This is a genomic window from Micromonospora sp. NPDC047465, assembly GCF_040643125.1.
In the GTDB taxonomy this organism is placed as follows: Bacteria; Actinomycetota; Actinomycetes; order Mycobacteriales; family Micromonosporaceae; genus Micromonospora.
This window is the reverse complement of sequence record NZ_JBEYTP010000009.1, coordinates 86,848-100,090: the sequence shown is the minus strand read 5'-3', so window position 1 is coordinate 100,090 and position 13,243 is coordinate 86,848. Positions and strand designations below refer to the sequence as shown.

The following is a 13,243-nucleotide window of genomic DNA, read 5'->3' as shown; positions in this document are numbered from 1 at the left end:
AAGTGCAAGATCGCCGGGAAGCGAGGGGCGGGGGCTTGGCGGGTCAGTGGAAGAAGTGGCGGGTGGCGGTGAAGTACATGGTGACGCCGGCCTGCTTGGCGGCGGCGATCACCTCCTCGTCGCGGATCGAGCCGCCCGGCTGGACGATCGCGCGGACGCCCGCGTCGATGAGGATCTTCGGACCGTCGGCGAACGGGAAGAACGCGTCGGAGGCGCAGACCGCGCCGCGGGCGCGTTCCGCCCCGGCCCGGCTGACCGCGAGCTGCGCCGAGTCGACCCGGTTGACCTGGCCCATCCCGACGCCGACGGTCGCCCCGTCCTTCGCCAGCAGGATCGCGTTGCTCTTCACCGCGCGCACCGCCCGCCAGGCGAAGGCCAGGTCACGCAGGGTCGCCTCGTCGGCCGCCTCGCCCGCGGCCAGCCGCCAGTTGGCCGGGTCGTCACCGTCGGCGTCGATCCGGTCCGCCATCTGCACCAGCACGCCCCCGGTGACCTGCCGCCACTCGGCCGGCAGCGGGTCGAAGGCCGGCGCGCGCAGCAGCCGGATGTTCTTCTTGCCCTGGAGCACCTCCACGGCGCCCTCGTCGAAACCGGGCGCCACCAGCACCTCGGTGAAGATCTCCGAGACCTGCCGGGCCAGCTCGACCGAGACCGGCCGGTTGACCGCGATCACCCCGCCGTACGCGGACACCGGGTCGCAGGCGTGCGCCTTGCGGTGCGCGTCGGCCACGTCGGCGCCGACGGCGATGCCGCACGGGTTGGCGTGCTTGATGATCGCCACCGCCGGCTGGTCGGCGAAGTCGTTGGCCGCCCGCCACGCGGCGTCCGCGTCGACGTAGTTGTTGTACGACATCTCCTTGCCGTGCAGCTGCTCCGCCTGGGCGAGCCCGGCGGGGCTGGACGGGTCGACGTAGAGGGCCGCCGCCTGGTGCGGGTTCTCGCCGTAGCGCAGCACCGCCGAGCGGCGCAGCGCCAGCCCGGCGAAGCCCGGCCAGCCGTCCTGTTCGGGCGCCAGCACGGCGGCGCACCACTCGGCCACCGCCACGTCGTACTCGGCGATGACCGCGAACGCCTGGGCGGCCAGCACGCGGCGCTGGGCCAGGGTGAAGCCGCCCTCGTCGAGCGCGGCGAGCAGGGCCGGGTACGCGGCCGGATCGGTCACCACGGCGACCGAGGCGTGGTTCTTGGCGGCCGCCCGGACCATCGCCGGCCCGCCGATGTCGATCTGCTCGACGCACTCCTCGACGCCCGCGCCGGAGGCGACCGTGGCCTGGAACGGGTAGAGGTTGGAGACCAGCAGGTCGATCCCCGCGATGCCGTGCTCGTCGAGCTGGGCGGCGTGCGAGTCCTTGCGCAGGTCGGCGAGGAGCCCGCCGTGCACCTTCGGGTGCAGCGTCTTGACCCGGCCGTCGAGGATCTCCGGGAAGCCGGTCACCGCCTCCACCGGGGTCACCGGCACTCCCGCTTCGGCGATGGTCGAGGCCGTGCTGCCGGTCGAGACGATCTCCACCCCGGCCGCGTGCAGCGCCCGGGCCAGCTCGACCAGGCCGGTCTTGTCGTAGACGCTGACCAGCGCCCGCCTGATCGGGCGGCGTTCGTCCTGAGTGGAACTCACGGAACCGTGACCTTTCTTCCGGTGATCGTCCAACCTTCGCGGACCAGGCGGCCCACCTGCTCGACGAGCTGGTGCCGCTCGGCGTCCTTGATGCGCTCGGTGAGCGTCTCCACGTCGTCGTCGTCGCGCACCGGCACGGCGACCTGCGCGACGATCGGGCCGGTGTCCATGCCGGCGTCGACGAAGAACAACGTCGCCCCGGTGACCTTCACGCCGTAGGCGAGGGCGTCGCGCGGACCGTGGATGCCGGGGAACGCCGGCAGCAGCGTGTTGTGCGTGTTCAGGTAGCGGTCGCCGAAGGCGGCCAGGAAGCGCGGGCCGACCAGCTTGAGGAAACCGGCGGAGATGACCAGGTCGGGCCGGTGCTCGGCGACGCGGGCGGTCAACGCGGCGTCCCAGTCCTCGCGGGTGGGGTGGTCGGCGACCCGCTCGACGAACGTCGGCACACCCGCGGCGGCGGCCCGGTCCAGCCCGGCGATGCCGTCGCGGTCGGCCCCGACGGCGACCACCCGGGCTCCGTACGCCGGATCGGCACAGGCGTCGAGCAGTGCCTGCAGGTTGGATCCGGAGCCGGAGACGAGGACGACGATGCGGGCGGCGGACGCGGGCTCGGTCACCTGACCAGCCTATCGGGCAGGCCGACGGTTCCATCCGCTGGGCAGCGCGACATTCACCGACGACGTGGTTGGGCAGAACCGGGTACGCTGCCGGTCGCTCGGGACCGGCGCACGCGTCCGGCCCGCACCCGTCAGTGATCCGGCACCCCAGAGGTGTCGAGTGGAATGAGGAGTACGCCGAAATGCAGCCCGGATACCAGCCGCAGCAGCAACCGCCGGTCAACAACAACATGGCGATGTCGATCGTCGCCATCTTCCTCTTCTGGCCGCTGGCCATCCCGGCCATCATCAACGCCTCGAAGGTGAACACCCTGCTGCAGCAGGGCGACTACGCCGGGGCCCAGGCCGCGGCCGCCGAGTCGAAGAAGTGGTCCAAGTGGGCGCTGATCGTCGGCATCAGCTGGTACGTGATCGTTCTGGTGTGCTGCCTGCTCGGTGGCCTCGCCGGACTGGCTGGCGGCAGCAGCTCGGCCAGCACCTACTGACAGAACTGCGAGGAGTTCGCATGCAGCCCGGTTACCCCGGTCAGGATCCCTACGGTCAGCAGCCGCACCAGGACCCGACCGCGCCGCACCACGACCCGTACGCCCCGCCGCCGGCGGCGCCGTACGGTCAGCAGCCCACTTCCGGGCAGCCGAACGACCCGTACGCCGCACCGCAGAACCCCTACGGCCAGCCGCCGACCTCCGGTCAGCCCTACGGCCAGCCACCGACCTCCGGCCAGCCGTACGGCCAGCCGCCGACCTCGGGCCAGCCCTACGGGCAGCCGCCGACCTCCGGCCAGCCGTACGGGCAGCCGCCGTACCAGGATCCGTACGCCCAGCCGCCGACCTCCGGCCAGCCGTATGGCCAGCCGCCGACCTCGGGCCAGCCGTACGGGCAGCAGCCGTACCAGGATCCGTACGCCCAGCAGGCGTACCCGCCGCCGCCCATGTACCCGAACGCCGGGTTCGCCGGCAAGGGGCCGGGGCAGCAGCAGAACACCCTCGGCCTGGTGTCGATGATCCTCGGCATCGCGTCGATCCCGCTGGTCTGCTGCTACCTCGGCATCCCGCTGGGCATCGCCGCCGTGGTGACCGGCTGGATGGGCAAGCAGAAGGCCGCCCAGGGCCTGGCCGACAACCAGGGTCAGGCCCTCGCCGGCCTGATCTGCGGCGCCATCGGCGCCGTGCTGGGCCTGCTCCAGGTCTTCCTGCTGTTCGTCGGATTCAGCATGGACGCCTACCAGCCCTGACCGGCACGGCACGAAAGGGGCGTCCTGGCTCGTCCGGGGCGCCCCTTCGGCGTACCGGCGGGTCTCAGCGGGCGCGGGGCGGGTCGGCGGGGCGGGAGAGCGCCCGGGTCGCGGCGGCGCCCAGCAGCGCGCCCACCGCGATGACCGCGGTCGCCACGCCGGCCACGTGCCAGGCGACGGGTCCCACCTCGGCCAGCCGGCCGCCGCCCAGCGATCCGGCGGAGGCCGCCGCGGCGGCGCCCAGCAGCACACCGGCCACCGGCCCGGCGAGCGCCGCCGGCCCGAGCAGCGGGCCCCAGCGCAGCGGCGTCCGGTCGTCGGCGGCGAGCCGGAGCAGCCGGCGGGCCAGCAGCCAGCCCGCCGCCATCCCGGCGAGGACCGGCACCGCGAGCAGGGCCGCCCCGATGCCGTCGACCGGGCCGCGCGGCAGCCCCGCCAGCAGCGGGACGGCCGGCAGCGCGCCGAGGGACACCTCGCTGGTGCGGACCGCCGTGTCCGTGCCGACGGCGAAACCCGGTCCGAGCAGGTAGCTGACCGACCAGATGGTGGCGTTGGGCGCGTAGGCGAGGCTGACCAGGGTGATCCCGGCCTGCCCGGCGACCCCGGTGCGATAGGCCCCGATGAGGTCGGCGGCGTCACCGCCCCCGGTGGCCACGGCGAGCCCCGCCGCCCCGCCGCCCGCGGCGAGCAGCAGCAGCCCGGCGACCAGCCCCGTGCGGATCCCGTCCCGCAGCGGCTCCGGGGACCGCGCGGCCAGCAGGCCGGCGACGCGGGTCGTCCGGGCCGAGCCGACCAGGGCGGCGAGCGTGCCCAGCACCGCGAGGGTGGCCCCGGCGCGGACCGGTGACGCCTCAGGGCCGCCCGCGCCGGCCAGCACCGCCGCGAGCACGCCGATCAGCGCGTACGCGATGCCGACCGCGCCGGCCGCGACGAGCGCCTGCCGGGGCGACCCCCCACCGCGCGCGCCGATCGCCCGGCTGGCGTGCACGCCGGCCCGGGTCAGTCGCCAGACCACCAACGCGGTCAGCGCCAGCGGGGCCAGCCCGAGCGGGCCGGCGCCGGTGTCGAGCGGGACGCCGTGCCCGAGCAGCCAGCCGGCCAGCCCGGCGCGGAGCGCGTCCGGCACGGAGGCGGCGTCCTCACTGAGCTGGAACAACCAGAGCACGACCACCACCGGCAGCCACGAGGTGAGCGCCGCCCATCCGGCGGCGACCGCCGCGGCGACGGCCAGCGGGGCGCGGTTACGAGGGGGCTCGCCGCTCCGCGGCGCGGGCACCCGCCGGCCGCGCCCGCCGGGCGTGGCCGGCCGGGCGTCGGTGCCGGCCTCGACGCCGGGGCGGCTCGGCTGATCAGGGGTGACGGAGGACATCGGGTCTACTCTGGCATGCCGCGCGCGCGGTGGCAGTCCGATACCGCCCCCGAGCGGCGGCGAGTTCCGTGATCCACCGTCTCCCGCCCCCGATCCGGTCTAGCCTCGGCCCAGGGACGCGACCGAAGTCGCGGCACCGACGTCCGGAGGGAAGCCGTGAACGCTCCGTACCCGCCGCCCCCGCCGCCACCGCCCGCGGCCGGCCAGGACCGCACCACGCTCTGGGGCGTGCTCGGCATCATCCTCGGCCTGCTCTGCTGCGGCATCCTGGGGATCGTCCTCGGCTACCTGTCGATCCGGGACGCCAAGCGCTTCGGCCAGTCGCCGGTGCTCGGCTGGTTGGCGATCGCGTTCGGCGTGCTCAACATCATCGGCAGCGGCATCCTCTGGGCCGGCGGCAACTACCCGCTCTACAACGACTGAGGGCCGACCGCGAACGGTCGGCCCCCTGGTCGTACACCAGCCTGGATCAGCCGGCGGACATGATCTCCCGCATCAGCTTGGCGGTCTCGGTCGGCGTCTTGCCGACCTTGACGCCGACGGCCTCCAGCGCGCTCTTCTTGGCCTCGGCCGTGCCGGCGGAGCCGGAGATGATCGCGCCGGCGTGCCCCATGGTCTTGCCGGGAGGCGCGGTGAAGCCGGCGATGTAGCCGACCACCGGCTTGGTCACGTTCGCCTTGATGAACTCGGCGGCCCGCTCCTCGGCGTCGCCGCCGATCTCACCGATCATGACGATCGCGTCGGTGTCCGGGTCGGCCTCGAACGCGGCCAGCGCGTCGATGTGGGTGGTGCCGATGATCGGGTCACCGCCGATGCCGACGCAGGTCGAGAAGCCGATGTCGCGCAGCTCGTACATCATCTGGTAGGTCAGCGTGCCGCTCTTGCTGACCAGGCCGATGCGGCCGGTGCCGGTGATGTCGGCCGGGATGATCCCGGCGTTGGAGGCGCCCGGCGAGGCGATGCCCGGGCAGTTCGGCCCGATGATCCGGGTCCGCTCGCCCTTGGCCACGTTGTACGCCCAGAACGCGGCGGTGTCGTGCACCGGCACGCCCTCGGTGATCACCACGGCCAGGTCGATCCCGGCGTCGATCGCCTCGACGACCGCGCCCTTGGTGAACTGCGGCGGCACGAAGATCACGGTCACGTCGGCACCGGTCTGCGCCATCGCGTCCGCGACGCTGGCGAAGACCGGCAGCTCGGTGCCGTCGAAGTCGACGGTCTGGCCCGCCTTGCGCGGGTTGACGCCGCCAACGACGTTGGTGCCCGCGGCGAGCATCCGCCGGGTGTGCTTGGAACCCTCGGAACCGGTCATCCCCTGGACGATGACCTTCGAGTCCTTGGTCAGCCAGATAGCCATTGTCAGACCCCCGCAGCCGCCAGCTCGGCGGCCCGCTCGGCCGCGCCATCCATCGTGTCCACCCGCTGGACCAGCGGGTTGTTCGCGCCGTCGAGGATCGCCCGGCCGGCCTCGGCGTTGTTGCCGTCAAGGCGGACGACCAGCGGCTTGGTGACCTTCTCGCCGCGCTGCTCGAGCAGGGCCAGCGCCTGCACGATGCCGTTGGCGACCTCGTCACAGGCGGTGATGCCGCCGAAGACGTTGACGAAGACGCTCTTCACCGACGGGTCGGACAGGACGATCTCCAGCCCGTTCGCCATCACCGCGGCGCTCGCGCCGCCGCCGATGTCGAGGAAGTTGGCCGGCTTGACGCCGCCGTGCCGCTCGCCGGCGTACGCGACCACGTCGAGGGTCGACATGACCAGGCCCGCGCCGTTGCCGATGATGCCGACCTCGCCGTCGAGCTTGACGTAGTTGAGGTCCTTCTCCTTGGCGGCCTGCTCCAGCGGGTCCACCGCGGCCTGGTCGACGAGCGCCTCGTGGTCCGGGTGCCGGAAACCGGCGTTCTCGTCCAGGGTGACCTTGGCGTCGAGCAGCAGCAGCTTGCCCTCGCCGGTCTTGGCCAGCGGGTTCACCTCGACCAGCGTGGCGTCCTCGGCGACGAAGGCCTTCCACAGGCCCACGGCGACCTCGACGACCTGGTCGGCGACCTCGGCCGGGAAGCCGGCGGCGGCGACGATCTCGCGCGCCTTCGCCTCGTCGACGCCGGTGTTGGCGTCGATCGGGGCCTTGACGACCTTCTCCGGGGTGTCGGCGGCGACCTGCTCGATGTCCATGCCGCCCGCGACGCTGGCGATGCAGAGGAAGGTGCGGTTCGCCCGGTCGAGCAGGTAGGAGAAGTAGTACTCCTCGGCCACGTCCGCGGTCACGGTGATCATGACCTTGTGGACCGTGTGACCCTTGATGTCCATGCCGAGGATGTCGGTGGCCCGGGCCACCGTCTCATCCGCGCCCTCGGCCAGCTTCACGCCGCCGGCCTTGCCCCGGCCGCCGACCTTCACCTGCGCCTTGACGACCACCCGACCGCCGAGGCGTTCGGCGATCGCGCGGGCCTCCTCCGGGGTCGTGGCGACGCCGCCGGCGAGCACGGGCAAGCCGTGCCGCTCGAACAGGTCCCGCCCCTGGTACTCGTACAGGTCCACGTTTGCGCGTCCCGTCCCGTCTCCGCGGCGCGCCGTCGCGCCGCCACCAGCGTTATGGAAAACAGTTTGACGCCTGTCATCAGTTGAAACAGGCCATTGGGCGCAGCCTAGCGAGGTGGACACCGGCCGCAACCGAGCGGGTGCGCGGTGTGCGGTAATGCACAACCAGCGGCGTCGCGCGGCCTTTCCGCGACTTCCGGCCCCGACGTCAGCCGTCCGGACGATGTTGTCCGAGCTGCGTAACCCCTCCGCAGGGGCGTCGTTGAGTCAGGTGTCGGAGCGCTGATGCAGCGCGGCGACGGGAGACGGCCGATGCCCTGTCGGTCGAGGGGTGGCGGCGGGGCATCGTGCATAGAGGGGCCGGACGTGTGAGGGGTGCGTCCGGCCCCTCCCCCTGTCCGACGTCAGCCCGTCGACCGGCCTGAGTCGCCTGCGACCCGTCGACCTCCCTGGTCCGCGAACAGCACGTCCTCGCCCTCGGCCGGGATGCTGACCGACGGTCAGGCGACCGGCTGCGCGACGTTCTCCCGGACCCACTCCACGATCGAGGCGGTGGTGGCGCCCGGCGTGAAGATCTTGGCGACGCCCAGCTTCTGCAACTCGGGGATGTCCGCGTCGGGGATGATGCCGCCGCCGAAGACGACGATGTCGCGGGCGTCCCGCTCACCGAGCAGCTCCACCACGCGCCGGAAGAGCGTCATGTGCGCCCCGGACAGCACGGAGAGCCCGACCGCGTCGGCGTCCTCCTGGATCGCGGTCTCCACGATCTGCTCCGGGGTCTGGTGCAGGCCGGTGTAGATGACCTCCATACCGGCGTCCCGGAGGGCACGCGCGACGACCTTGGCGCCACGGTCGTGGCCGTCCAGGCCCGGCTTGGCGACGACGACCCGAACACGAGAGCTCATCTGCGCATCCCTTTCACCGGCTCCGCGGCTTCACCTGAACGAACGGTAACCCGCCCGGCCCGGCCCGGGAAATCCGGGCGGCGAAGCGCACGGCACACCGGCCGGCGACACCCGGGGGAGGTTGCCGCCGTAGACGGTACGCATGCCGTAGATGATCACCGCCGTCAAGCCGGACGACTCCGCCGTTCGGTCACGCTGCGCGACGAACGGGCAGTTACGGGGGCGCCGTTCGACGGGAACGAGGCAGGGCAATCATGGACGCAAAGGGACAGAACGCAGGAGCAATTCGGCGCTTCGGCTTGTGACGGGCCTGGTGGTTGGCTACCGTGTCCACGGTTGTCATCAGGTCCACGGACGGGTGACGACGCGGCCAGCCGACGTTCATCGGAGCTTCACGACGTCGAGGAAGCCGCATCGGATCCCCGACAACGGAGGGTGTGCGTGCGCCAGCGCCTGTCGTCTGAGCCCGATCGATATCGCGGCCGCCGCCGCGTACCCACCCCCCCGCGTAGCCGCTACGCCGCCGTCGTCACCACCGCCCTCGTCGGGGCCGGTGTCGTCGCGCTCGGCGCGAGCGCCATGCCGGACGCGAAGAGCGTCGACCCGTCGGTCCTCGACGAGCTGAAGGCCGCCTCGACCCTGAGTCAGGACGCCGCGGCCCGCGCCGACGCCGCCGACCGCGCCTCCCGCGACAGCACCCGCGCCGCCGGAGCCGAGGACGCCGCCGAGCGCGAGGTCTGGCGGCTCCCCCTGGAGAGCTTCGAGTTCAACACGCCCTACGGCATGCGCTGGGGCAAGCTGCACACCGGCGTCGACCTGGTCGCCCCCGAGGGCACGCCCTACGTCGCCATCCACGCCGGCACCGTCACCAAGGCCGGCTGGTTCGGCGGTTACGGCTACACGGTGATCGTCCAGCACGCCGACGGCAGCGAGGCGATCTACGGCCACTCCTCCGCGCTGAGCGTGCAGCAGGGGCAGCAGGTCAAGGCGGGCGACCAGCTCGGGCTCGTCGGCAACACCGGCCACTCCTACGGCTCCCACCTCCACCTGGAGGTCCATGTCAAGGGCGAGCCGCGCGACCCGGTGCCGTGGCTCCAGGAGCGCGGAGTGGACATCAAGCTACAAACCGAGGCATATTACAACGACGCAGCCGCGTCCTGACGCTGCGTACCGACCGTTGACCGCCCGGATCTGTCGATCCGGGCGGTTTTTCGTCGGCCGGCGGCAGGCAAAAGTCTGCTGGGTCACAGCCGCGAGTGTGACCGGTGCCACGGCCACCCATGATCACTTATCGCTACCAAAGCCCCAACTAGGGAGTTAACGGACGGAACCGGCCACCGTCGCTCCGTCCCGACCCGATCCCCCTGCCCGCTGCCGACGCCGCCGACACCAGTATTTCGAGGTCAAGTGCCCCCTCGATCAGTGAAGGTCCGCCGTGCAGGAAGACATTCAGAACGAGAACACCCCCGACGCCCCCGCCCGGCACCGGAGGCGGGCCGGCGGCCGCACCCGAGTGATCGTCGCCGCGGTCGCCCTGGTCGGCCTCGGTCTCGGCGGCGCCGCCTTCGCGGCCACCGGCAACGACGAGCCCTCCGTCCCGGCCGCCGTCTCCCTCGACGCGCAGGCCCGCGCCGAGGCCGCCGACCGCGCCGACCGGTCCGCCCGCGAGTCGGCCGTCCCGGCCACCCCCTCGGCCAGCCCGACGCCGAGCCCCATGACGGCCAGCCCGTCGGCGAAGCCCAGCCCGAAGGCGACCACCGCCAAGCCGACGCCGAAGAAGACCAGCAAGCCGAAGCCGAGCTGGGTCGTCCCGATGAAGGGCGCCGCGATTACCTCCTGCTACGGCCCGCGCTGGGGCACCCTGCACGCCGGCATCGACTTCGCGCTGCCCGCCGGCACCCCGGTCCGCGCCGCCTTCGGCGGCACGGTCACCAAGGCGGGCGACGTCGGCGACGGGTACGGCATCTCCGTCGTCGTCGACCACGGCAACGGCTACCTGACCCACTACGCCCACCTCAGCACCGCCAAGGTGGGCGTGGGCGACAAGGTGGGCGCCGGCGAGACCATCGGCCTGGAGGGCTCCACCGGTGACTCCACCGGGCCGCACCTGCACTTCGAGGTCCACCAGGGCCAGATGTGGAACCAGATCGACCCCGCGCCGTTCCTGCGCGCCCGGGGCATCGACGTGGCCTGCTGACCCGTACCGACCGGGACGGCCCGGTCCGGCGTACCGCCGGGCCGGGCCGTGGCCGTCTCAGAGCTTGTCGATCGGCGCGTGCCGCAGCACCAGCCACATCGTCTGGTCACCGAAGTCGATCTGTGCCCGGGCGCCCGGGCCGTGCCCCTCCACCGCGAGCACCCGCCCCAGGCCGTAGCGCTGGTGGTTGACCCGGTCGCCGGCGGACACCTTCGGCCCCTGCGGCAGCTCGCTCGCCGTGGTCAGCCGGCTGGCGTCGACGCCGAGCCGCTTCGCCAACTGGGCGGCCTTGGGGGTGCCGCCGTTGAAGCCGCCGCGCCCGCCGGGCACACGGTCCGCGCGGCCCCCGACGCCGCCACCCCCGCCGGCCCACGAGGTGTACGACCCCTCGGTGCGCTCCCAGCGGACCAGCTCCGGCGGCAGCTCCTCCAGGAACCGGGACGGCGGGTTGTAGGACGGCTGCCCCCACGCCGAGCGGGTCACCGCCCGGGAGAGGTAGAGGCGCTGGCGGGCCCGGGTGATGCCCACGTACGCCAGCCGGCGCTCCTCCTCCAGCTCCCGGGTGTCGCCGAGCGAGCGCAGGTGCGGGAAGACGCCGTCCTCCAGGCCGGTCAGGAAGACGACCGGGAACTCCAGCCCCTTGGCGGTGTGCAGCGTCATCAGGGTGACCACGCCCTGGTGGTCCGGGTCGTCGGTCGGCACCTGGTCGGCGTCGGCGACCAGCGCGACCTGCTCCAGGAAGCCCGCCACGGTGGCCCGCTCCCCCTCCTCGCCGGTCGCCTCGATCCGCTCCGTGTACTCCCGGGCGACGCTGACCAGCTCCTGGAGGTTGTCGACCCGACCGGCGTCCTGCGGGTCGAGGCTCTCCTCCAGCTCGGTGAGGTATCCCGAGCGGGTCAGCAGCGCCTCCAGCACCTCCTCCGGCGTGCCGGTCTCGGCCAGCTCGCGGGCGCCGTCGAGCAGGTCGACGAAATCCGCGATGCCGTTGGCCGCCCGGGTGGAGATGCCCGGCGCGTCCTTCGCCCGCCGCAGCGCCGCGCCGAAGGAGATCCGGTCCCGGCTGGACAGGGCCTCCACGCACGCCTCGGCGCGGTCGCCGATGCCCCGTCGGGGGGTGTTGAGGATCCGGCGCAGGCTGACCGTGTCGTCGTCGTTGACCACCGCGCGCAGGTAGGCCAACGCGTCGCGGACCTCCTTGCGCTCGTAGAAGCGCACCCCGCCGACCACCTTGTAGGGCAGGCCGACCCGGATGAACACCTCCTCGAAGACCCGGGACTGGGCGTTGGTGCGGTAGAAGACGGCCACGTCACCGGGGCGGGCCTCGTCGGCGTCGACCAGCCGGTCGATCTCCCGGGCCACCCAGTCGGCCTCGGCGTGCTCGGTGTCCGCCACGTAGCCGACGATCCGCTCGCCGGCGCCCGCCTCGCTCCACAGCCGCTTCGGCTTGCGCGAGGTGTTGCGGTCGATCACCGCGTTGGCGGCGTTGAGAATCGTCTGGGTCGAGCGGTAGTTCTGCTCCAGCAGGATCGTGCGGGCGTCGCTGAAGTCGCGCTCGAACTCCAGGATGTTGCGGATCGTCGCGCCGCGGAACGCGTAGATGGACTGGTCGGCGTCGCCGACCACGCACAGCTCCGCCGGCTCGACCCCCTCCGTGCCCGAGACCAGCTCCTTGATCAGCACGTACTGGGCGTGGTTGGTGTCCTGGTATTCGTCGACCAGCACGTGCCGGAACCGCCGGCGGTAGCTCTCCGCGACGTGCGGGTGGGACTGGAGCAGGTGCACCGTCGTCATGATCAGGTCGTCGAAGTCGAGCGCGTGCGCCTCGCGCAGCCGCCGCTGGTAGAGCGTGTAGGCCTCCGCCAGCGCCCGCTCGTTGGGGCCCTTGGCGCGACCCGCGAACTCCTCCGGGTCGACCAGCTCGTTCTTCAGGTTGGAGACCTGGGCGGCGAGCCCGCGCGCCGGGTAGCGCTTCGGGTCGAGGTCGAGCTCCCGGGCGACCATCTGCATCAGCCGGCGGGAGTCGTCCGCGTCGTAGATCGAGAAGGTCGACTTCAGCCCGGCGTGCTCGTGCTCGGCGCGCAGGATGCGCACGCACGCGGAGTGGAACGTCGACACCCACATCAGCCGGGCACGCGGGCCGACGAGGTGCGCGACGCGCTCCTTCATCTCGCCGGCGGCCTTGTTGGTGAAGGTGATCGCGATGATCTCGCCGGGGTGCACGTCCCGGGCGGCCAACAGGTAGGCGATCCGGTGGGTGAGCACCCGGGTCTTGCCCGAACCGGCACCGGCCACGATCAGCAGCGGCGAGCCGGCGTGGGTGACGGCGTCGCGCTGCGGCCCGTTGAGGCCCTCGACCAGGGCCTGCGGGTCGAGGCGGACGGCGGCGGACCCCGGCCGGTGCGGCGGGGTCGGGGCAGGCGCCGGCGCGGGCGGGGACACGGGGATGTCGAAGAGAGGATGCATCGCACGGCGAGTCTATGCCGCCGGGCGGACACTTCCCCGCCGCGTGGACCCCGGCGCGACCGGGCCGTCATCGGTGGACCGGCCGAGCCGAGGGCCCGGACCTGCCCGAGCGACCGCCGGAGCGACCGCCGGAGCGACCGGACGGGTGCCCGGGCGCGGGCCGATCCGGCGCGGCGTGCCGGGCGGGCCCGGCAGGGCGTGCCAGGTTGAGACGAAGATGTCACCCTGTCCCGTCTGGTGCCGCCGGCCCGGGTAAAGAACGATGACGGTGAAAATCCGGCTCCTTCCCCCGTACACGACTGGGA

At 72.9% G+C, this 13,243-nt stretch carries 12 protein-coding genes; 5 read left to right on the top strand and 7 right to left on the bottom strand.

What is annotated here, in order from left to right:
• Positions 1–43 precede the first annotated feature (43 nt).
• On the bottom strand, positions 44–1,615 hold the full coding sequence (gene purH, locus ABZ793_RS11425) for a bifunctional phosphoribosylaminoimidazolecarboxamide formyltransferase/IMP cyclohydrolase (protein ID WP_357455469.1): 1,572 nt from the start codon (positions 1,613–1,615) through the stop codon (positions 44–46).
• Positions 1,612–2,232, bottom strand: a complete 621-nt coding sequence (gene purN, locus ABZ793_RS11420; protein ID WP_357455466.1) for a phosphoribosylglycinamide formyltransferase — start codon at positions 2,230–2,232, stop codon at positions 1,612–1,614. Before purN ends, purH begins: the two co-directional genes overlap by 4 nt.
• Positions 2,233–2,414: 182 nt before the next feature.
• Here purN and ABZ793_RS11415 point away from each other — a divergent pair, with 182 nt between their 5' ends.
• Both ABZ793_RS11415 and ABZ793_RS11410 read left to right on the top strand, forming a co-directional pair.
• Positions 2,415–2,717, top strand: coding sequence for a CD225/dispanin family protein (locus tag ABZ793_RS11415; protein ID WP_357455463.1), 303 nt, complete (start codon positions 2,415–2,417; stop codon positions 2,715–2,717).
• Positions 2,718–2,737: 20 nt separating this feature from the next.
• The gene (locus tag ABZ793_RS11410; protein ID WP_357455460.1) at positions 2,738–3,466 is read left to right on the top strand and encodes a DUF4190 domain-containing protein; all 729 of its coding nucleotides are present in this window, start codon (positions 2,738–2,740) and stop codon (positions 3,464–3,466) included.
• A gap of 64 nt (positions 3,467–3,530) precedes the next feature.
• On the opposite strand, the gene ABZ793_RS11405 is transcribed toward ABZ793_RS11410, so the two are convergent.
• Entirely contained in the window at positions 3,531–4,835 is a 1,305-nt protein-coding gene (locus ABZ793_RS11405) for a DUF6350 family protein (RefSeq protein WP_357455457.1), read from the bottom strand.
• A gap of 156 nt (positions 4,836–4,991) precedes the next feature.
• Between ABZ793_RS11405 and ABZ793_RS11400 the strand changes: the two genes are divergently transcribed.
• Positions 4,992–5,258 carry a hypothetical protein gene (locus tag ABZ793_RS11400; protein WP_357455454.1) on the top strand — a complete coding sequence of 89 codons (267 nt, stop codon included), beginning with the start codon at positions 4,992–4,994 and terminating at the stop codon, positions 5,256–5,258.
• Between the two features lie 46 nt (positions 5,259–5,304).
• Here the strand turns inward: ABZ793_RS11400 and sucD are convergent, their stop codons facing one another.
• The 3 genes from sucD to ABZ793_RS11385 form a co-directional block, all read right to left on the bottom strand.
• Positions 5,305–6,192, bottom strand: a complete 888-nt coding sequence (gene sucD, locus ABZ793_RS11395) for a succinate--CoA ligase subunit alpha (RefSeq protein WP_350684227.1) — start codon at positions 6,190–6,192, stop codon at positions 5,305–5,307.
• 2 nt (positions 6,193–6,194) lie between these two features.
• Entirely contained in the window at positions 6,195–7,373 is a 1,179-nt protein-coding gene (gene sucC / locus ABZ793_RS11390; protein ID WP_350703991.1) for an ADP-forming succinate--CoA ligase subunit beta, read from the bottom strand.
• A 500-nt stretch (positions 7,374–7,873) separates the two neighbouring features.
• Complete coding sequence (locus ABZ793_RS11385; protein WP_350684229.1) at positions 7,874–8,278, bottom strand: cobalamin B12-binding domain-containing protein; 405 nt, start codon at positions 8,276–8,278, stop codon at positions 7,874–7,876.
• A gap of 441 nt (positions 8,279–8,719) precedes the next feature.
• Between ABZ793_RS11385 and ABZ793_RS11380 the strand changes: the two genes are divergently transcribed.
• Positions 8,720–9,439: a M23 family metallopeptidase gene (locus tag ABZ793_RS11380; RefSeq protein WP_350703993.1), complete on the top strand. Its 720-nt coding sequence runs from the start codon at positions 8,720–8,722 to the stop codon at positions 9,437–9,439.
• A gap of 274 nt (positions 9,440–9,713) precedes the next feature.
• On the top strand, positions 9,714–10,475 hold the full coding sequence (locus tag ABZ793_RS11375; protein ID WP_357455449.1) for a peptidoglycan DD-metalloendopeptidase family protein: 762 nt from the start codon (positions 9,714–9,716) through the stop codon (positions 10,473–10,475).
• A 57-nt stretch (positions 10,476–10,532) separates the two neighbouring features.
• On the opposite strand, the gene pcrA is transcribed toward ABZ793_RS11375, so the two are convergent.
• Positions 10,533–12,938, bottom strand: coding sequence for a DNA helicase PcrA (gene pcrA / locus ABZ793_RS11370; RefSeq protein WP_357455446.1), 2,406 nt, complete (start codon positions 12,936–12,938; stop codon positions 10,533–10,535).
• Between the last annotated feature and the right edge of the window lie 305 nt (positions 12,939–13,243).